Annotated in this window: 13 protein-coding genes; 3 read left to right on the forward strand and 10 right to left on the reverse strand. The window is 44.9% G+C overall.

From position 1 onward, the window contains the following. Window positions 1–72 precede the first annotated feature (72 nt). Window positions 73–1,425, reverse strand: a complete 1,353-nt coding sequence (locus BGX16_RS01975; protein WP_198514835.1) for an IS5 family transposase — start codon at window positions 1,423–1,425, stop codon at window positions 73–75. A gap of 82 nt (window positions 1,426–1,507) precedes the next feature. Between BGX16_RS01975 and BGX16_RS01980 the strand changes: the two genes are divergently transcribed. Further along, on the forward strand, window positions 1,508–1,837 hold the full coding sequence (locus BGX16_RS01980; protein ID WP_100424547.1) for an EndoU domain-containing protein: 330 nt from the start codon (window positions 1,508–1,510) through the stop codon (window positions 1,835–1,837). A 9-nt stretch (window positions 1,838–1,846) separates the two neighbouring features. After that, entirely contained in the window at window positions 1,847–2,062 is a 216-nt protein-coding gene (locus BGX16_RS01985) for a hypothetical protein (RefSeq protein ID WP_100424548.1), read from the forward strand. On the opposite strand, the gene istB is transcribed toward BGX16_RS01985, so the two are convergent. Together istB and istA are read right to left on the reverse strand one after the other, a co-directional pair. Then, window positions 2,051–2,827 carry an IS21-like element helper ATPase IstB gene (istB, locus tag BGX16_RS01990; RefSeq protein WP_100424549.1) on the reverse strand — a complete coding sequence of 259 codons (777 nt, stop codon included), beginning with the start codon at window positions 2,825–2,827 and terminating at the stop codon, window positions 2,051–2,053. The genes BGX16_RS01985 and istB overlap by 12 nt on opposite strands. Continuing rightward, entirely contained in the window at window positions 2,820–4,352 is a 1,533-nt protein-coding gene (istA, locus tag BGX16_RS01995; RefSeq protein ID WP_095879300.1) for an IS21 family transposase, read from the reverse strand. Before istA ends, istB begins: the two co-directional genes overlap by 8 nt. 85 nt (window positions 4,353–4,437) lie before the next feature. Between istA and BGX16_RS02000 the strand changes: the two genes are divergently transcribed. After that, window positions 4,438–4,695, forward strand: a complete 258-nt coding sequence (locus BGX16_RS02000; protein WP_198514836.1) for a hypothetical protein — start codon at window positions 4,438–4,440, stop codon at window positions 4,693–4,695. A 184-nt stretch (window positions 4,696–4,879) separates the two neighbouring features. Here BGX16_RS02000 and BGX16_RS02005 read toward each other — a convergent pair whose 3' ends face one another. The 7 genes from BGX16_RS02005 to BGX16_RS02030 all read right to left on the reverse strand — a co-directional run bounded on the left by BGX16_RS02005 (window position 4,880) and on the right by BGX16_RS02030 (window position 20,831). Then, a complete protein-coding gene (locus tag BGX16_RS02005; RefSeq protein WP_157797818.1) occupies window positions 4,880–5,203 on the reverse strand; it encodes a hypothetical protein in 324 nt (107 codons plus the stop codon). Between the two features lie 10 nt (window positions 5,204–5,213). Beyond that, window positions 5,214–5,579, reverse strand: coding sequence for a hypothetical protein (locus BGX16_RS14445; RefSeq protein ID WP_157797819.1), 366 nt, complete (start codon window positions 5,577–5,579; stop codon window positions 5,214–5,216). A 310-nt stretch (window positions 5,580–5,889) separates the two neighbouring features. After that, on the reverse strand, window positions 5,890–7,194 hold the full coding sequence (locus BGX16_RS02010; RefSeq protein WP_157797820.1) for an RHS repeat-associated core domain-containing protein: 1,305 nt from the start codon (window positions 7,192–7,194) through the stop codon (window positions 5,890–5,892). Beyond that, window positions 7,185–7,817: a hypothetical protein gene (locus BGX16_RS02015; protein ID WP_157797821.1), complete on the reverse strand. Its 633-nt coding sequence runs from the start codon at window positions 7,815–7,817 to the stop codon at window positions 7,185–7,187. The genes BGX16_RS02010 and BGX16_RS02015 overlap by 10 nt, the downstream gene beginning before the upstream one ends. Window positions 7,818–7,828: 11 nt before the next feature. Beyond that, complete coding sequence (locus tag BGX16_RS02020; protein ID WP_157797822.1) at window positions 7,829–8,311, reverse strand: hypothetical protein; 483 nt, start codon at window positions 8,309–8,311, stop codon at window positions 7,829–7,831. A gap of 92 nt (window positions 8,312–8,403) precedes the next feature. After that, a complete protein-coding gene (locus BGX16_RS02025; protein WP_100424555.1) occupies window positions 8,404–13,380 on the reverse strand; it encodes an RHS repeat domain-containing protein in 4,977 nt (1,658 codons plus the stop codon). Window positions 13,381–13,388: 8 nt separating this feature from the next. Continuing rightward, window positions 13,389–20,831, reverse strand: a complete 7,443-nt coding sequence (locus tag BGX16_RS02030; RefSeq protein WP_157797823.1) for a cadherin-like beta sandwich domain-containing protein — start codon at window positions 20,829–20,831, stop codon at window positions 13,389–13,391. Window positions 20,832–20,912 lie beyond the last annotated feature (81 nt).

Genomic DNA, 20,912 nt, shown 5'->3' on the forward strand with positions numbered 1-20,912 from the left:
TCAGTTTTTCCCAATAGTTATGCGGGCTGGGCGGGATTTTAAGGGACGACTAGATAGTTGACCCTTAAAAAGTCACTTCGCGAGCGCAGGATAAGGAGGTTCGCCGTTTTTATTCACCCCTTCCCGGCAAAGGAAGCAACAGTATAGCCATTCCAACAGGACAAAAAAGCGCCTCATGGCCCTCTTGAAGTTGAACGCCGCTGCTGCAAGCTTTGCATTGAGCATGTCGCCAAAGATTCCCTTGTAGAAATTTCTACCCATACGGTGGTCGCTTTTCAGGTGGCCGTTGATAGGCTCGATGCCTGCCCTCTTGCAAAAAAGCTTGTGAGCCTTTTCCTTCTGGTAGTAAGTCGCGTTTTTCTTCGGGACGTCCGGTATCACGATCTTTGTCGTTCCGGATTCCTTTTGTCCGCGGTAGCCTCGGTCGCATGCGGCCTGGCTCGGCCTGAATCCAAGCATTTGTTCAACATGGTCAAGCGTATCGTCTATCGTATGTCCGTCATACTCGTCCCGGAACGAGACCGCGCCGACAATGATGCCGCTGTAGCTCCGGGCGATTGACACCTTGTTGCCGAACTCGTATTTCTTGTGTTCCTTGCCCTTGCCGATGCATTTTACTTCGGGTTCGTGAAGCGAATAGACCTTGTCCTTGTCGCATTTCTTCTGTGCCAGAACTTTTTTGAAAAGCTCGATTTTTTCTTTGTACGTGTTCAACAAGTTCTTGCTGGCGAGATTTCGCTCTAATTCACGGACGAGCCGTCCCCCGATTGTCTTCAGCCTGCGATCTGCCTTGTGAGCCTTCTTGCCGTTCTTCGGGTGATTGCGGAAACGCTGGTCACGATGGGCCTTCTTCAAGGTTCTCTTGTAGGACTGTCTTTGCGGAAGATCATGCTCTTCCACGATCCTCTGTACCTGTTCTATTATCTTGTTCGCAAGTTTGGCGTCTGTAGGGAACGTGATGTTCTTTTCCTGCACGGTCGTGTCAAGAAAGACCGTGCCGCATCCTGTCGGTCCTTGTTTATCGTGGTCATCGTTGACGAGGATACTTTCCTTGAGGATCATGTCCATGCCCGCTTCGCCAATCATGTGCCGGAAGTGAACAAGTTCGCTCGGGTCGCAGGGTTGCTCCGTCGAGAAGAACCGTTCTCCGCAAAAATACTGGTAATAGGCGTTTTCCTGAAACTGCTCCACGACGGACTCGTCCGATACGTTGCGGATGTGCTTCAGGATGATGAGCCCGGTCATGAGACGGATCGGCTTGTTCGGCGCACCCATTTTGTCGTCAAACCGTTTCGAAAACTCGGTCTCGAACTTGTTCCAGTCAATCTTGTTCGCGAGAACGTAGAGGGGGTGCTTGTGGTTCAACTGCTCCTCAAGGGAACAGAAAAGGCTTGTCTGTGCGTGGGATTTTGGCGGTCTGTACATAAAAAATTGCAAGGTTTTCAATCATATTTTAGAAAACCTTGCAATATTTTCACAGGGTAGAAATCAGTTTTTCCCAACAGTTATGCGGGCTGGGCGGGATTTTAAGGGACGACTAGATAAATACGGTATTGCGTACAATATTGTGAAAATCTATCCCAATGGTGTTCGTGTAGGAAACATCCCTTTGCATTCGACAAGAGCGAAACGTACGGGGATAAACCAATCTTGGTTCCCCGCGTCATGGAGTGAAAAGACTATTAAACGGGCAGGAGAACATGTAGCCCAATTACACAGGAACCGCAATGTTCCTGACGGTCAAATTATGTACGGAACTTTTAAAGGTCTTCGTGGAGGTGTAATCAAAACAAATGGGCAAATAGCAACAGCCTTTCCCGATAGCAATCAACCATAGGAGTATTATATGCTTGACAAGGAAAAATTCAAAAAATTGATTCAAGAAAGAATTGACAAGGATGGTTTCATTGTTGCTGGGGATACAACTGCTTGGGAAAACTTGGCAAACTTCCTTTCTGAGGATATCGTATCTTCAATTGAATATTCCGGCGAAAATAAACCGGCATTCCGGAATGGCGGAAACCGCCAGACCGGAATGCAGGAAACCGCTCTAGCGGCTTAACTTTTTATCCAGTCCGTAGATTTCCCGCATGGAGATGTCTTTGTGCGGGTCGGAACTGCGGATGTCTATCGTATAGGCGTTGTGGATTATCCTGTCAAGTATGGAATCCGTCAACGGGTTCGCAAGACCGCCCAACTGCTCGTACCATTCCGAGGAAGGGTACTGCGAGCAGAAAATCGTGGACGATTTCCCGCTACGCCGATGCAGGATTTCGAAGATGGCCTTCTGTTCGCTTTCGCTGGGTTTCAGCAGCAGCCATTCGTCGATAATCAGCAACGCCGGTTTCGTGTACTTCAGCATCGACTTCGTGAAGGTCCTGTTTTCGCGGGCCATCTCCAGTTCTATCAACAAATCCGGCAAACGTACGAATTTCGTGTTGTAGAACTGGCGACACGCCTCGTAACCGAAAGCGCAGGCCATGAAGGTCTTGCCGCTGCCCGTGGCCCCGGTGATGAAGACGTTGCGGCCTTCGCGAACGAACTCGCAGGAAGCGAGCCTGGCAATCAAATCCCGGTTCAGTTTCCTGCCCGACGAGTAGTCGATTTCGTTGATATTGGCTCCTTTCTGCTCAAGCCCGGCACGTTTCACGAGCCGGTGCAGGGCGTTGTTCTTGCGCTGGCAATATTCGATATCCACAAGCAGGCCGAAACGGTCGTCGAACGAAATGCTTGACATGTTCGGATCGTCCCGTTGCGCATCGAAGGCGTTCGCCATGGCGCTGAGGCGCATCTCGATGAGTTTGTTCCGTGTCGCTTCGTTAGTCATTGTCCCTCCTGTAGTATTCGGCCCCACGGGTTATCCCCCGCGGCCTTTCCGCAGGTTTCTTGGTCCTGTCGCCGTTTGCCGCAAGCAGGTTCTGGACGCTCTTGAAAGTCGGGGTAACCCCGAAAGAAATCATCCGTTCGCAGGCGGCTTCCAGCGAGACATCGGAGTAGTCCTTCGCCAGCGACAGGATCGCCATGCAGGCCTTGTACGTCTGCTGTTCAATGGGTTTGCTGGCCAGCACGCGTTCGATTACCGTCAGCGTGCTGTAGCCGATTTTGCGCGCCCAGTTGCGGAAACGGTCGCCATCCCATTCAAGGAACTTCTGGTGCTTTTCCGGCATGTGGACGGCCAATGTGCTATATTTTCCCTTGCAGCCGAGCATTTTTGCGTGCGACGCTATCCTGTTCCCGTCATCGAATATCTCGACGATGGAATCGGTTTCACGGACATCCACCTTCTTGCCGATGAAGCCGAACGGGACCGAATAGAAGTTGCCCTCGACGCAGACATGGTAGTTGAATTGGACCGTAAGACTGCGCCATGTGGCGTTCTCGTAGCGTGTCCGGGGCAGCGGCAAGAGGAACGTTCTTTCTTCCAGGTCGAACAACCCTTTTCTGCTGCCCTCCTTCTTTTGGAACGGCCTTTCGTTGTATTCCTCCAGCTTCCTGCGGATGGCACGGTTGAGTTCCCCGATGCCGAAGAACTCCTCGTTCCTCAACGCAGCGATGATCCATGTGGACACGTTGCCGACGGTCCCCTCTGCGCTGGCCTTGTCCTTCGGGGCCCGAACCCTGGCGGGAATGATCGCGGTGCCGTAATGTTCGGCAAGTTCCTGGTAGCTCGAATTCAGTTCGTCCGCGTATTTCCTGTTGTGCGTCACTGCGGTCTTGCAGTTGTCGGGCACGAGCATCTTCGAGACTCCGCCGAAAAACTCGAACATGTGGATGTGTGCGTCGTTCCATGACTTCTGTTTTTCGTCCGGGAAGGCCTCCGCGTAGGCATACATGCTGTAGTTGAGAACGCCTACGAACACGTAAGCCTTTTTCTGTTCCCCCGTTTCGGGGTCGATGATGTATGCGGGATCTCCGGCCCAGTCGACTTCGATCTGCTCGCCGGGTTTGCGGTTGATGTGCATTGTAGCCCTGCGGACGCGTTCGTCCTGCAGGATGTAGTGGCAGAACTGCGAGTACATCAGCGGCTTGGTATTCTCGAGCCTGCATTCTTCAAGATATTCCGCCCAGAGGAGCTTCTTGTTCACGCCGTTGCGCAGCAGTTCGTTCTTAACGTGGTCGAAATCGGGCAACTTCCTGTCGGTGATTTTCCTGGTCTCTTTACCGTTCGGGTGTATGATCTTGTCGATTTCCCTGTCGGTGAGACGTTCTTCCAGGGGCCAGCGGAGATTGTACTCGTTGGCCAGTTTCAGGACCTTGTTTACGGTCTTTTTTGACACCTGGCAGCTTGCCGCAATGTCGTTCTGGCTTAATCCCAGGCTTCGCAGCCTGAGGATTTCGCGGTATTTGGTCATTAGACCTCCTGTCTATTTTGTTCGCACGGAATTGTGCAGGCCAAAATTAGACAGGTTTCCTTGTCTCCGGAATCGCGGTTTCCGTTTGACCGGTACGCCGGTTTCCATTACTCCGGTTTCATGGTGTAATTCACTCCGGAATACTCATTCAATCGAGTTCTTGGAAAATCAGGCGACAGTAGACGAAATTTGTTGGGTCAGCGAAGTCTTTGACGATATCGCAGCCAAAACTCAGTCAAAGGACTTTATCGAAGCCCTTCACAGAATTCACGACAAACTGCCTGAAGAGGAGGGCAAATTAATTGAACCCAGTATAAAATCTGCTGAATTGGCAATTCAGTAAAAAAGAAAGGACTCGAACAAGTTGCAGCGAACAATCTTGTTCAAGTCCATTCCCAGATATGCTAAAGCAAATCCTAGTTAACAGGGAAGCTTACAATAGGACAATTGTACCGCAGGGACATCATCAAACAGATAGACGACCCAGTGTCTTGACATACGCCCTATGCGGTCATAGGACTTCATTTTTATGGATACCGGATTACCTTCACCGTCGTAAGCAATGATAGCCCCGACATCATAATCGCGTATTCGTCCATCTGAGACAGAATGTTTCCAAGCAGCGAACTGTTCAGGTTTACCCCGTATAGGGTCAATGTATCGGATGTCGGCTTTCCGTAAACTGTGCGGACTATGGGAGTAAGAGCTGCGGAGGCAATCGCCGTATTTGGGGCAGCAAAGTCATGACCGCCATGTACTTCGCCGATTGCGACAACACGCCCTTCGCTGTCATATACATTCGCCATAAAGTAGTTGTTTCCCAAAGCCTTCTGATACACGATATCATCCATGCAAAAAATTTTAGTAATCTGCCATTTTATTGCCATCTATCTTGTAATAAGGCCATGTATGCCTAACTACATCAGACGGAATATAATTTTCATCTGCCACTGATTCTTCCTTCAAGACATTCAGCAGAATTTCTGCATTCATTTTTTCTTTTAAAACTAAATTCACATATAATTCATGATAAATTGTAATACACGAATCACAGTATTTTTTTACTGATATTTCTGCAAAAAGATAATCACATTTTATTCCATCTGTAGATTGGCAAAGAGCGAATTTCGCTCCACTATCATCTATATAAATAGGTCCCCGTTCAGACGCAAACGAATAAATAGGTTTTACGGAAGAAGAACCTGAATCTTTGGGAAAATAATACATTTGTGCCGCATAATAAAAAAATAGAACATTTAACTCACCAACCCCACTCGCTTTTATTTGTAAAGTTTCTAGATATTCTTTGATGTTTTATATTCTAGAGAACAAGGGTATAAAATTATTCGATTCTCTATTTTTTCTTCACACACATTATAGCGTAAAATAGACTTTTCCCCTGGTTCATATGCATACCTGCTATGAAATGAGTCCTTAATTCTCTTTGAAAAAATTTCCACACTCCAATGATGTCGGTTTCCATTCAAAACAGCACAACCACTTATCACTAAAAGGGTTACAACAAGAAATCTAAAAGTCATCTTCGCTGCGTCTCCAAAAGAATATTGTACAAGCGCCTTCGGTTTCCAAAAGTTTCTAAAGTTTTTATTGTTTGTTTGCTTGTTGATTTTCTTTCAATAAATGTTTTTAAATCAGCGATTTCTTTCGCACGTTCATTAGGCCAGAATTTATTAAACTTATGATCTAATAAACGATCTCTTACTAGGGCTTCTTCGGCATCAATACTATTATTAAACATCAGTCCCATATTACCAGATCCCATATAATTAAATTTTTGGTGAAGACCTTCATGCGCAATAGTTTCATAAAAATTCGCCGCTGATGTGGTGGCTGATTTTGCAATTTTTATATTGCCCAAATTATCAGTCGCTCCCTCTGCATCTACAAATCCGGTTTTGCTGGTAGCACTTTCTACCCGAAAATATTCCTGTGTCATATCCACAGATATCGTTCCTAAAGCTAGACCTTCTTCATTTCCTATATAATTGGCAACTCGATTTAAGAAATCAAAACGTTTGCCAAAACTATATGTTTCCTCGTATACACTCCATTGATAATTGACATCTGTTTGAAAACGAATTTCACTCAGCGTTCCTCCTAAAACTGCTCCAATGCCTACTTGTGCTAGAAAACCATTCCGCCCCCACCAACTCCATTCGGAACGATTCCCCAAAGTGTTATTCAAAAAATAACTTGATGTATAACCAGCAGCAGAACCTGCTGCACCACCAACAGCACCACCAGCAAAAGCCGCAGCTGAACCAGATTCCATAAGAACTCCTGCAGCACCCGTAGCCAAGCCACTGACTGCGCTTCCGACCCCTCCACTAGCTGCTCCAGCAACGGCCCCCACAGCTGCACCTTGTGCTATCGCTTTTCCACACCCCACTTCATTTGCCCCGCTGCAATTCACCGCCGAAACTGTTCCGCCAACAGCGGCTCCTATAGCGGCCCCCACAATGATGGCCGCGGTTACGCTTTCCCCGTTTGGGTCAATGTAGTTTAGCGGGTCACCACCGTAAGTATAGGGGTTCGCAAACTGTCCGGCAGGGTCCGGCGTAAGCCATAGTCCAAAGAGCGGGTCATAGAATCGTGCGCCGAAGTAATACTTGTTCAAGTCGGAATCAAATTCCTTGGACTGCCAGCGTCTTGAATCTTCAGCATCGTCATGAGCCAAGTCAATTAGTGTCCCGTATGGGTAATAGGCGTATGCGCTCTGGACTCCAGATGTATTTGCATAGCCCCTGATATTGCCCTGGACATCCGTCACAGGGAAATAGGCCAAGCCATTTTTGCGATAGCCACTACTAATCAAAAGCATTCTTGACATTTCCTGTCAGAATTTTCATTTTCTTTTACCAAAATGCACGTTTGAAAATAAATGTAATCTTGCAAATTCTCTGAATATATAGCATTGAAAGAACGCTCTTGTTTCGAACACGTATTTCCATAGCGTAAAAAATCGGTTTTCTTTTCAAATTCTTTTGTTCCGACATAAATCCTAGTCCAAACAATGGTTTTATCATATTCAAGAAATGAAGTCTGGTATTTTACCAACCGATATACTTCTCCTGTATTAATTTCCACTAAAAAGGACTGAAAAAGGGCCTCATGTCTTAATTTATTCTTACATCCTCCAAGATCGCCCGCTCCAATTAACGCATTGCAAAAACCTGTAAGGCAATCAAAGCCTTGTTCATTATAATCCTGCATACAATTGCTCTCTTGTTCTTCTCCATCAAGATAATACTCCACTTTGTATCTAGATTCATCGCCTTCTGCACTTTTCCCTAGATAAGATTGATAATACCTTTCTGCCATTTTATAAGAATATGGGTCAATCAAATCAGTCGTTAATACAATATCTTGAGTATTTCTTGGCGTTGCACACGAAAGAATGAGAAAATTTATCATCGATACAATCCATTTTCTTTTGAATTTCATACACACATTCCCTAAAAACACTGCTCGATTTTATAGCTAGAATCGTATTCTATACGTTTCATTACACATGTTTCATAAAAAATGGAATCTTTTAAGCAATCAGAATATGTGGAATTAAAATATTTCTCCGGCCAATGTTTTTCATCTTTTTTTCTTTTCCGAAAATTTCTTTCACCCAAGTACACCATTGTATGTATCCACGTAATCTTTTCCCCGGAATCGCTCGGTTTGTACTTCCCCAACAGATAATATTTTTTTTGTTTTCTTTCCGTGCAACGCTCGGTCATCGAAATGGATATTTCCGCATTTTTTATTTCATGATATGGTATAAGAGGATATTTGAAGAAAGTTCTACTGTAAAAAAAGCCAGGCAAGTCAATCTTTTCGCTTTTGGGTATTTCAGGATAATAAGTATTGTTAAAACCATAATGCATTTCATAACCAAAAGGGAGAAGATAACCATCTTCATCAAAATTATAAACATCATCGGTCACTAGCCACGTTCTCACCGCTAAAAGTTCCTTGTTTGAGCAACCGATGAATATTAAACAAATGAAAATACACATAATATTTTTTTTGGAGAAGTTCACCATAATCCTCCCGGATAAAAATGATATCTATACCGCCACGGAATAAGGTTATTCGGAGCTCCACCCCGATAAAAAGGATTCAGCTCATGTACAGCACCTGTGCATAAACCAGCTTTTAGATATCCCATTCCTTTCATGTTATTAACAGTAACGTTGGAATGATAATTATCGGCATATTTTTTTGAAACAAAAGTTAATCTGGTTGAACTTTTATCGTCATCCGCCGCATTTTGATATTCCATCACCCCGTTCCCGTTATTTTCTAAAACATTACCTTCAATATCACTACCTCGAACATGACTGAAAGGACCGCCTCCAGACAATATGGCAATAGCCCACCCCACCGGATCATTCGCCACAGAGGCGGAAACGGCACCTGGGCTAGTTCTCATTTCTTTAACCGCTTGTTTTTCTGTCATCCAAATCCCAGCCTTTTCTCCATAGAGGTTATTTAAGGCATCCGTTCCACCAACAGCATTAGCAGCATAGACCAAACCTATACTTGCAAGAGAATTTGCCATTGACGATAGTCCCCCAAACATTAGTCCCTTCAATCCAGCTTCTCCTACATCATCGCCATTAATTTCCGCCAAGACCATTGAGGATATAGACGAAGACATTGCACTATTGACAACAGGGACATTTCCGAAATATGTTGCAGGGTTATACCAAGAACCACCAAAAGCTTGCCCCCAAGCCGATAGGCCATAACTTACACCTCCGCTTATCGCTCCACTAACGGACCCCTGCCAAAAAGCAGTCCACAGTCCCATACCATCAACGGAACCATTGCCTGTAACTGAATTTCCCAAGTAATTAATAGTCCCACTAGTTGCACCACCAGAAGCACCACCAGCAATCGCGCCACCAACACCGCCTATCGCCCCGCTGACTGCGCTTCCGACCCCTCCACTTGCAGCTCCAGCAATTCCTCCGATTGCAGCACCTTGTGCTATTGCTTTTCCACAGCCAACTTCATTTGCCCCGCTGCAATTCACCGCCGAAACTGTTCCGCCAATAGCGGCTCCTATAGCGGCCCCCACAATGATGGCCGCAGTTACGCTTTCCCCGTTTGGGTCAATGTAGTTTAGCGGGTCACCACCATAAGTATAGGGGTTCGCAAACTGTCCGGCAGGGTCCGGCGTAAGCCATAGTCCAAAGAGCGGGTCATAGAATCGTGCGCCGAAGTAATACTTGTTCAAGTCGGAATCAAATTCCTTGGCCTGCCAGCGTCTTGAATCTTCAGCATCGTCATGAGCCAAGTCAATTAGTGTCCCGTATGGGTAATAGGCGTATGCGCTCTGGACTCCTGATGTATTTGCATAGCCCCTTATATTGCCCTGAACATCCGTCACAGGGAAATACGCTGCGCCATCTTTGCGGTAGCCGCCTGCAATCAAATCCTCCCGTACAAGAGTATAATCCCCACTTCCATCCTTGCGGTAAACGCCCACCCCGCCCAGGGTCGCCTCACCGTAACCGGAACTTCCGTCACCATAGTTAAAATACATACGCTGGCCGTTTTCGTCATAGGCCATACGGATTCGAGCCAATTCTAAAGACTCGAAATCATCCAAATTATTCTGCGAAATTCCAGACGGGACTTCAGGATACAACCGAACATTCTCCGGCAACGCCCTGGCATCCAGTTCGTAGGCGGCACGAGCATAACGGTCTAGCCACACATTTCCGGATGCGTCATAGGAATAGTACTCAAACGGGGTGTAGCTTCTACCCGAAATCGTCATACCATGAGGTCGATAGTAGCCTTGATGGCTCTGAGAACCATAGTAATACCCTACAGCTTGGGAACCCTCGCGCTTGGCAGTCAGGCGTCCAAGTTCGTCATAACGATAGCTTGCGTTCCTAGTTCCGGACATTTCCGTCAGACGGCCCAGATAGTCATAGGTATAGCCAGCATTTTCTACAACTCGGCCTGCAGTTCCCGCATCAGCCCACACTCTTGCCACGGTTGACTGTCGCACAGACAAGGGATTTTCATACGATATGTTTTCAGAATAAAGCTCCGTAGAGCCGTTCCTATAGTCCAGTACAACGGGTCTTCCGTATACATCGCGCCGAACGGTTTTTGCAAACACCTCTGCTCCCGCATCGTAATAATGTTTGGATACAACATTCCCATTTGCACTGTACGTATAGCTAGCCAACATGGAATTGCCTTCGCGTGTTTCAACGAGGCGTCCCTTGTTGTCATAAGTTCTAGTCCTTGTTGACTTTTGCGTCCAACCGCTTCCATCCCATTCCGAATAGGTCGAAGAAGCCAGCTCGTCGGACAAGTTATAGACATAGGACAATTGTACCGCGGGAACATCGTCAAACAGATAGACGACCCACTGTCTTGACATGCGCCCAATGCGGTCATAGGACTTCATTTTTATAGATACAGGATTACCTTCACCGTCGTAGGCAATGATAGCCCCGACATCATAATCGCGTATTCCGTCCATCTGAGACAGAATGTTTCCAAGCAGCGAACTGTTCAGGTTTACCCCGTATAGGGTCAATGTATCGGATGTCGGCTTTCCGTAAACTGTGCGGACTATGGGAGTAAGAGCTGCGGAGGCAATCGCCGTATTTGGGGCTGCAAAGTCATGACCGCCATGTACTTCGCCGATTGCGACAACACGCCCTTCGCCGTCATATACATTCGCCATAAAGTAGTTGTTTCCCAAAGCCTTCTGGCGAGCGTTTCTCGTAAACCTTAAATTTCCCAAGGAATCATAGGCATATTCCACCAGGCCACGGTCATTGGATTTTTTCGAGAGCAGGCGACCCATGGCATCATAGCCCATCGTATCCGCAAACGCAGGGTAATCCCTAAGATAAGATCGAATCAACCTATCATAGCCATCATACTCGTTCATGACAACGAGTTCATTCTCGCCATCGTATGTCCATGTCGATACAGTCCTGTTTTTCTCATCCGTTACACTTTGCGTATAACGCCCTTCAGCATCGCGAGATATCGTCAAATGCTTTCCGCCAGGGTTCTTGATTCTTTTCCTGAAATTATCCGATATATTGTCTTCGTTCAAATAATTCAAATAGAGAAAGTCCGTCGCAACAGATGCGGGCAAACCGTAGGCTTCCTGGACTTGCTGCTGATATTCAAAAGAACGCCTCGCTATCCCTGCATTCCTTCCGAAGGAACCGGAAGTATTTCCATATCTCGGTTCGAATTCCGTGAAGGCATTACTCTCCGCATTCGGTTTGTCTGTAGAATCGGTTCCGTCGTAATAATTATTCGCCGCGGTCACACAGGCTTCGCAAGCCATATCCATATACCCGAATGCAGTCGTATCACGCACAAACGACATCGGCTCATATTTTGTTTTTCCGAGAGCGTCACTATATACGGCTGACACAATATACTTTCCGTCAGCAAGAGAATCCTGCTTCTGCACAGTCGAACCGAAGGCGTCCTTGAAAAATGCCGATGTAAACTTTCTCGCATTTGACTGGTTGACGGGATCAAGATAGGAATCGGTCTTTACCATTTCCGGTACGACATCGAGCGTCCTCGCCTCACAGGGAGCAAATTCAACGACCACATTCACATTTTCATGCATGGCCGTGATATCAAAATCAATCTTCGAATACGGCCTGTTTCCATAGACCTTAAAAAGCTTTACATATTCATTTGCATCTCTCATTGCATTAAACGACGGATTTATGGGAGGCATTTTCGAAATAATTTCTCCATTGAGAACAACAACTTTTCCATTCACCGTAATCCGTTCTATCGTCGAACCGGCCTTGCCTATTATGGAAGCGGAAGCCTTTTCACCTTCGTATAGACTAAACGGAGAAGTACCCGACGGGGAGTTCATCGATACACGACCACTTCCCGTAATCGAAAAAGTCAACTGATATGGTTTAGGTGGCAGAAACTGGATTGACGGGAGTTGCTTTAGATTGTATACAATCCGGCCTATTCTAAATGTCATATTTTGGTTTTGTGGGTAAGCCAGCTGAAATTTGAAACCTGGAGCCGGCCTAGTTACATAAGATGACGTATAGAAAGGGCCGCCCCACTGATAAGTGTAATCTTCGGGACTAAATACCCCCATCGTCTGATTCTTCTTCATGGACGGATAATACGCATCTGCAGTTCCTTGAAACTCATTGAAATACCAAATGCAAAGACTATCGTCAACATCGACCGGATTAAGCATTTTGACTTCGATGTTACGTATTCCACCAACTACGGGGTACTCTCTAGAATAATCATAAGCAAGGAGTCCCCCAGCTTGCGAAAATGTTCCCATATTCACAAGAAGGCCAGTCCCAATGCCGTTTGGTTCAGTAATAGAAACCCCGGCCCCGTTAAATGATTTCGCTATCCATCCAGGTCTCAAACCATTCGGCCCATAGACATCCATTCTGGTCACTTGTTTCTTCTCCGGACGTGTTTTTACAGTTCCGTTATACAAGACCGGACGCATCCAATTAAGCAATTCCGGTTTGGCGTGAGCAACATCGTTTTGCCATAGCTGTACCTGAATTTCACCGTCTATAAAGAAAGACGACTGGACAGAATAGGATTTTCCCCTATACAGAAACGGTCCCATTTCTACAACGGTAAGATAATTCGAATTCGCATCGACAATAGACCTCCATCTAAAAAAGTTTCCCATGTTGACATCGGCAGAAATAGGCTGTAGATAGGGTTCGATGTCCTTATCAAGACCGTTAGTCGAATTTCCAAACGAAATGCGGCCATCGGCATAAATGGTAAGATTCGAATATGTTCGCGACATATAGGTAAACTGATGTGCTTCAGAAAGACTGAGAACTGTCCCGTTCACCGAAAAAGGAACAACTTGCGCATCTGACATGTCTATCCAGCTAGGGAGCGCCCTATGAATTTTGCCATCGCTATATCGCTGGGCAATGACATCCGCAAAGGAAAATCCGACAATCAGGAATAGAAAAATTAGTGTCTTTTTCATTTTTCCTCCTATTCAATTACGGCATCCGCCTGTACATAAATGTTGTTGGCCCAAATAAGCCCTTCCCACCTGGATCGGGGCGCAAGGCTCACGGATGCGAACGGAGCGACAAGAATGGACGCAAAATCAGAATAGACTCCGAAATACATCAAGTCAGTTGTATTCGTATAAAGGAATACATTTTCTGCTCCACCTGGAGAATTATAGAGCCCCGCACGGTCAGCAATGCTGATACCGTTTTGTACCCACAGACGAACAGGGCCATCAAAGTACACCCTGACATCAGGTTCTACGACAAAGGAGTCGAAATAATATTCCCCCTCCTCAAAATGTATTTCCGAATTTGCATAGGCATGGAAATCCTTATATGCACCAGAAGATATCGTTGCCGAATCATTCACGCCGACGATAAAATCCGTTATTCCTGTAACGAAATAATTTACAGGTATGTCCGCAATATGGACATCCCTATGTTCAATTTGTCCGTGCGTTGCACCATCCTGCATATACAGATTTCCACCTAAAGTAATATCCTCGACATTTGAATTGGACCGTAACAAGACATCCCCTTCAACAGTCATCTGTGCAAGAACATTTGCTCCTGCGCAAACCTCGACCGTTTCACCGACAACTTCATCGGCAGAAATCGAAGCCCGATCATAAAGGGCCATATATCCTGTAGCATAGACCTTGTGCCCTAACAAATTCCTATACGGTAAAGGAATATTCTCATGTTCGTCAACTCCGCTACTATCGTCATCGCTTTCATTCTTGTTTTCAGCAATGTTGTCATCTTCAACGAAAATAACTTGCTTATTTCCATATTCATCCTCCAGGAACAACGTATCGATTGAAGCCTTGGAGAAATCCAAATCAACACAGGTGCTGCGGAAATAGGTCGTTCCCTTGAACCACAGACGAACGCCGAACGGGAACTGAATACAGAATTTACGATACGAACTATCCCCCCTACTGACATATAGTGCCGTATCCAAAGCTATGCCGACAGGAATCAAATTGCTGTTGGTACTGATACTATATTGCAATGTTTTATCCGATGAATCCGCAGTCGGGTGCTCCCTAACCAGGTCTATCGTATAAGTCAAAGATACGCCATTAGCCCCGATGACATTTATTTCTATGCGGTTCTCTCCAGGTTCCAAATGAATTTCACTTGTCAAATCCTGGAAGTTATATCCGGGAGAAAATATTGAACCGACCCACGATATCAGTGCACCAAAGAAATTGACACCCTCATAGGAAACCTGATTCCCGTTATGAAGCACCTGCACAGAAGCTACATCCAGCGGTTCCATCAAGGCGGGTGATATTTCAATGACAGAGTCATTCGACAATACCTTGGCCGAATAATTTAAAATGTATTGACGGAATTCGGACGAAATTGTTGTCACGGCACCCGTAACCTGAATTCCAGAAAGAGTTATATCCACGTCATCCGCCGATACATACTTCATTGGAACAATATGCTTTCTGCGACTTTTCGTTTCTTTATCCGATGCCCGTACAACAACAGCGGGTGTTCCATTTGAGCCAAAAGCCAAGCTGGCCGAATTCACCATTTTATTTGACTTAATGAAAGCAGGGATACCAACAGAAAGCCATCGTGAATCTCGATAACTTACAAGAGTGAGTCCATCTTCGTTTTGACTATTCGCAAACAAGACATAAGGGATTCCATTCCGAACAGCAAAATCAAACGGAGCATCACTTTCTAAATAAGCAATAATCCGGCGTTCCTGTTCAACGGGTAATCCCGCAGAATTTACAATAGAAGCATCCTCGTAGGGAGTAAACTGGAGTCTATGCTCGGGAATACCATCTTCATCTTCCGTGTCGACAAATTCGCCCCTGAGAACCGTAATAGCAGTCTTACCAGTATTGTCCACAGAGACATTGTATGCGACAGCAAGGTAGATATAGTCAGCATCGCCAACAATCTTAAACTGCTTCACCATGGTAAGTGGTATTGAATCATCCATAAAGACAAAATCTCCTAGATAATTCGGGAGCATGTCACCCGAAGCAGAATCCTTTGTAAGAGTCGGCCCCGCCCAAATACTTCCTGAGCCAGATATTCCTGATTCCGAAGAATCAAAAAGCCTCTTTATAATCAAGAATTTGGGAGAAGAAACGCTATCTCCATGTTCAGCAATCACATCATCCTTATATAGTTCAAAATAGGGATTTCGTGCAACATACGCCACATAGAGTTTTCCGCCAGGACCTGTTGTCAAATCAACGCCAAACACATCGCCATTCTCTATAATACCCGGTACAACAGATGGAGGCGCATCAAAATCTTGCCCAAACACCGTATAGCCACCTATAGGCATCCATACATTGTTTATAAAGCAACTGGAAGCAAGTACCGAAGGCGTTGTGCTATCATGGGCAGCTGTCTTTACATAGGCCGCACAAACATTGCCAGTTGAATTCGCCGACATAGCAAAATCAAGCCCGTATACGGAGGCATCAAAAATGTAACCATTGTTGCTCCATGTTTCTGAATTGCCAGAGAACAGTTCAGCATTTTCGTTGCTAGTAGAATCAACCATCAGGATTCGCGGCATTGAAAGCAAATAGCTGTTTCCACCAGACGTTGTTCCCGACAAAGCCTTAGACTTTTGCAAAGTTACCAGATTTTCAATCCATGCATTTCCACTAAAATCAGCCGTATAGACTCCATCTGGTGCAGAATAGACTATTTTCGATGAATCTCCCTTGCTAATAAACAGCGGCATTTCAGCCTTTCTCAAAATATTTCCATAGCCAACCCACCCGGAAGAGGTTTTCTGAATATGCACAGTATAAATCCCGACACTGTCCGCCCCGACATCTATTTCCAATGTATATGAGGTATTGTCATCAAACGTAGCATACAACCCATCGGTAGCAGAGCAACAGTCGTAATGCCATCCAGCCGAAGCAGACTCTCCGTCCGCATAAAGACGATAACGGACTGCATCTTCCGAATTCTTTGGTTCCCAAGAAATAACTACATCCTCCTTGTTTCCGGCCAATACATATTGCAAGTTTCGATTAGTCGAAGACTGAAGAATCGGTTTGGAATCAAAAGATAAAGACGCCAAGTCATCTGAACCAAGAGAAGGATCGCTACATCTTGCATCGATGAAATCATTTTCGCTTACAAGCCGTAGACTACCGGAAACATCTTCACCAAAAGTCTTTTTGATCCGTCCGTTTTCATCCAGCGTAATATGCTTACCAACACCTCGATCATCAACTTCGGCAACAGGCATCCCGAAGTGTACATCATAGTATTTGACCATGGCTGCAGCACCAGCGGGGATCATCCGGATATCCTGCACACGAGTATTTCCCGTACTAGACAAGGAAACATTCTGTAAACCCGAATTCACTTCGCCTTCCCACTCGACATAATGCCAATTACCGGCCGCATTTCCATCTAAAGTCCAGTTATATTTCTGTATTCCATTAAGTGACAACGTAACTGTTGCAGATGTGTTGTCCGCATTTTGGACCCATGCGGAAAAACGATATTTAGCTTGCCTTGCCTGCTTGACGACACCTGAAAAGCCATATCTCAAATCCATCACGACTTTTGAAAAGCGACCATTAGACGCACCTTCGCCATCGGTCGCTCTTCCCTGTAAAGGCAACAAGTGACATTCACTAGTCACTTCCATGCCATTTTCGTCACAACGATCACCAGGAACAACAAGAATTTCATCAAATCCGGCATTTTGCACCACGGCACGTTCAAAAGCAATTGAGTCATCATCAACAACCCTTGCAGTCTTGTTTCCGAGTGCATCAGTTTTTTCTACTGCAAAACCGTTCAAAAATTTTAATACAGCAGAATTCTTTTTCCATATACCACTTGGGTTCTCATTAAGCGCCCAAGGAATTCCTTGGAAAGAATTGCCATTTACAAGGCTATCAGGATTATAAATCCATTCCTCAACAAGGTGCGGTATTCCTATTGAGTCGTTTGCAGCGGCATAACGAGCCGCCGTAGCCTGAACTACTTTTCCCGAAGTGCAATTGGGCTTACATGAATAAGAAAGCAATGGGTTGCGGAGATGATTTCCATTACGTTCAAAAGCATATTCTTCCGCCGAATATCTGAGAACCTGCTCATTAGAGATATCATTCGAACCGTTTTCAAAAAACAATTTTCTTGAGGGCAGTCCATTAAGCGCAATATTATACTCTATCGAATCCTTACTCTTGACGCCCTTGATATACGTTTCAACAGAACTGACTGCATCGACATGCAACAGATTCGGCCAATTTGAATTATGGTAACGAGTATACTTGGAAATTGAACTTTTTTCAATAACTTCCCCCACATAGGTTCTTTCAGCGCAAATTTTTCCCAGTCCAAGCCCGACATCACTGTAATCAATTGGGCACAATTCTCGTTCAATCATCCCTGAATTATCTGGTAATTCAACGCGAACGGTCGTTATTAAAGGTGTATTATTCACATAATCAAAGGCAACATCCGGAGCATTGTCAAAATTATAAACATACTTGTAAGAATACTCTTTGTCAATTATTGGATCCTGAACAGTCTTCTTTTCTACAAGTAACACGCCCTTATTTTTCACAAAGGAATCATTTTTCTTATAATAAACCCTTGTCGTTCCTTCTTCCGGCAGTCCAGTCGACCCCTCAACAGCAAAGAAATCACCTATTGTATAAGACTCGTCAAAGAGTTCGACCGTAGTCGGTCCTTGTCCGCTCGGGGTTCGGATATCCTCAAAGTGACTCCAATTTATATCAAGTTGTTCTTCGTTCCATTTTACGCCGTCCCACAGAAAAGCCTTGTTTGATCGTTTCTCTATATACCAATTCGAGCCAACAACCAAATGTTTTTCACTTTTGGAATCATCAGTATTTACTTCACCATATCTTATCCACCCACCATCATTTTGCCGCTCAAACAATTCAATATTTGCACCGGAGTGGGTTTCACTCCACACTCTCACATATTTACACTTCCACTTTACACCCCAACGCTTAAATTTCGGCCAACAAAAATAGGGGATTTTAATAATGTTGTCTACTTTGGGTCTTCTTGTCACAAAGAAATGGCTACTCCCAACAGCATCCCATTCCGCCTCTTTCAAAAGGTCAAAATCATCATGGTGGACCATATTCCTATTTTCAAAAGGAATCCGCCAGGATTCACCATCCCAATCAAATAAAGTCAAGTCATCGTTGTCATTGTGTCGCATAGCGACATAATTATAACCTACAGCCTGCGCCCTCGGAACGCCCTGAACCCCATGAACATCATAGTTAAGCAATTTTGTCCAACCACTACCATTCCAATGATACGCTTCTGCTCGTTGCCCCCAAAGGCCAGTGGACTCCACGGCACCAAACAAATAGCCGTTTCCCCAATAGTAACGATTATCGTCGTCCAAATCATCATTATCATAGGTTTTTTGGACAGAAATTCCGGATGCATCGTACTTAAAAGAAAAAATTCTTACTCGGTAGTTGTTTCCCAAATCTTCACCTATATAAGATACAGCAATATGATTTTCCGACGGATAAATCTGAAGGAACTGATTATCCATACTCCCTTCATCAGCAGAAAGAGTATCTATTACAAAAGTATTTCCCCATAGAGTCCAAGGAACTGTGAGCGTCAGGGTAGATTCGTCTGAAGACAGATTTCCCTTTACTATATAATTAGGACCTGTAAGCACCAATTCCTTATCACCATCATCATGAACATATGGCTTCACTTGCCACGAAGCACCATCCCATACAACAGGATACATATCGTAACTATCGCCATCACCTGTCACATAGGCGAACCAGTTGTTTTTCTCCGTAATAAAATACCCTTTGTCATGATACGGCAGTGAACTTAATTCCTTTCGTATATTCCAGGCGCCGTTTCGCCAATAATAAACAACAACTTTTTTTTCGTTCTTGTCAACACCTAACAAATAGGGAGTTCCGTCCTCCAAGTAACCTAGCGACACGTTGACGACAGGCAATTTCTCCGAGTGAATAGTCAACGGTTGTTTATCTATGGCCTGATAGACATAATCAAATGACACTTTTCCGCAGTTCGCCCCCTGAATTTCCTTCATCATGCCTAACGCGTAGGAATCATTCAAATACGCTTTATACACATTATCGTAGTATTCATACGATTCTCGTTTCGTTTCCTTTCCGGCGCCATTCGCCCACACTATTCGTGTCAATAAACGCTTGGTGTATTTTTTATTTTCGTCGGCGTCTAGACTTGGAGAAACTTTCAAAGCTTCATAACAGAAACCTACCGTTTGCAAAATTTCGCCATCCATTCCATAAAGTTCTACCTTAGACAAGAATTTTCGTTTCAGGGGGTCCACAAACGCATCAATTTCATCATCAGCAGAAAGTTCTTCTTTTCCGATAGCATCAACCACTTCACCTTCAAAATCACCTTCATTTTTATCCGAAAGAACAAACTTTACATAAGAACCCATCGAGGAACGAACCTCTTTTAAGTATGTTTCTTTTGTATATCTGTTTTGAGAAGTCCAGGAACCATGCTTTATTTTTTCCTGAAACTGGTAATAAGAATATGTTAAAGAATTATTTTTCCAATCATAAATCTTAGCTAGACTCCAAGAAACGGGATAAGGGACATCGTTTCCATCGATAGACTCACCCGTATGCCCAAATGCAGGAAAACCTAGCTCATATGCCGTCGCCCCTTGCGCACTACAAGCAGTATCTAAAGTATTAGACATGCAATAAGACATATCACCATACTGGTATTTATTGCCCGAATCATCCGTCAAAATCCATCCCACGACAATTTCAAAAGTTTTGCCACTTAAAATTTTTGTTTCAACATGTCTTTCAACCAACCAATATGGCAAACCTTCAATCCACCATCGATTTCCCTCATAAATCAACTTATAACGAATACCCTCTGCAGTTACCAAGTAATAAAAATCATCTAAAAGACTCATCGAATGATTGTTTTCGCTAACGATTTTTGCAAAACCCATAGACCAACCTAAACCGACCCAGCTAGTCGGACTCAAGTCATTTCGATTTTTTACACTCTGAGAAACATTACCCGAATAATTCAAAGCAAACGAGGTGGATACGCCCCCTGCAGACAGCGTTGCAAGAGGAACACTAAAGCTAACCGTTCCAGATAAAGGGTTTATCCCACCATCAGGGGACATATATTTATTGAACGATTCGCCCGTTTCCACAGATTGCGAAAGAACCACGGAACAAGCGATGAATAAAATTTGTAAGATTTTCGAAAGCATAAGGTAAATATAAAAACGCGAACATTTTTTGCTATAAGCCAGGCGTTGCGGGCTGGCGTCTGAAGCCCGCAGTGGGGGTGCGCGGAAGACCCAAAGGGGCTGAAGCCAGGGGGATTCCTCCCCCACCATACGCAAAAAGGGCCGCATCGCTGCGGTCCCTTTTTAATGCTGGTCTGGATCCTATCGGGGCTACGCCCCTCCAGGATAACATAGGGAACGAGACGCCAT

Origin of the sequence: Hallerella succinigenes, from assembly GCF_002797675.1 — a bacterium.
Taxonomy (GTDB): Bacteria; Fibrobacterota; Fibrobacteria; order Fibrobacterales; family Fibrobacteraceae; genus Hallerella; species Hallerella succinigenes.

Bases quoted from the DNA above. Each gene is read 5' to 3' on its own strand.
- BGX16_RS01980 (WP_100424547.1), top strand. From the start codon at position 1,508: ATGCGGGCTGGGCGGGATTTTAAGGGACGACTAGATAAATACGGTATT.
- istA (WP_095879300.1), bottom strand. From the start codon at position 4,352: ATGACCAAATACCGCGAAATCCTCAGGCTGCGAAGCCTGGGATTAAGC.
- BGX16_RS02010 (WP_157797820.1), bottom strand. From the start codon at position 7,194: ATGCTTTTGATTAGTAGTGGCTATCGCAAAAATGGCTTGGCCTATTTC.
- BGX16_RS01975 (WP_198514835.1), bottom strand. From the start codon at position 1,425: ATGTACAGACCGCCAAAATCCCACGCACAGACAAGCCTTTTCTGTTCC.
- BGX16_RS02015 (WP_157797821.1), bottom strand. From the start codon at position 7,817: ATGAAATTCAAAAGAAAATGGATTGTATCGATGATAAATTTTCTCATT.
- BGX16_RS02030 (WP_157797823.1), bottom strand. From the start codon at position 20,831: ATGCGGCCCTTTTTGCGTATGGTGGGGGAGGAATCCCCCTGGCTTCAG.
- BGX16_RS14445 (WP_157797819.1), bottom strand. From the start codon at position 5,579: ATGTATTATTTTCCCAAAGATTCAGGTTCTTCTTCCGTAAAACCTATT.
- BGX16_RS02025 (WP_100424555.1), bottom strand. From the start codon at position 13,380: ATGAAAAAGACACTAATTTTTCTATTCCTGATTGTCGGATTTTCCTTT.
- BGX16_RS01985 (WP_100424548.1), top strand. From the start codon at position 1,847: ATGCTTGACAAGGAAAAATTCAAAAAATTGATTCAAGAAAGAATTGAC.
- BGX16_RS02005 (WP_157797818.1), bottom strand. From the start codon at position 5,203: ATGGATGATATCGTGTATCAGAAGGCTTTGGGAAACAACTACTTTATG.
- istB (WP_100424549.1), bottom strand. From the start codon at position 2,827: ATGACTAACGAAGCGACACGGAACAAACTCATCGAGATGCGCCTCAGC.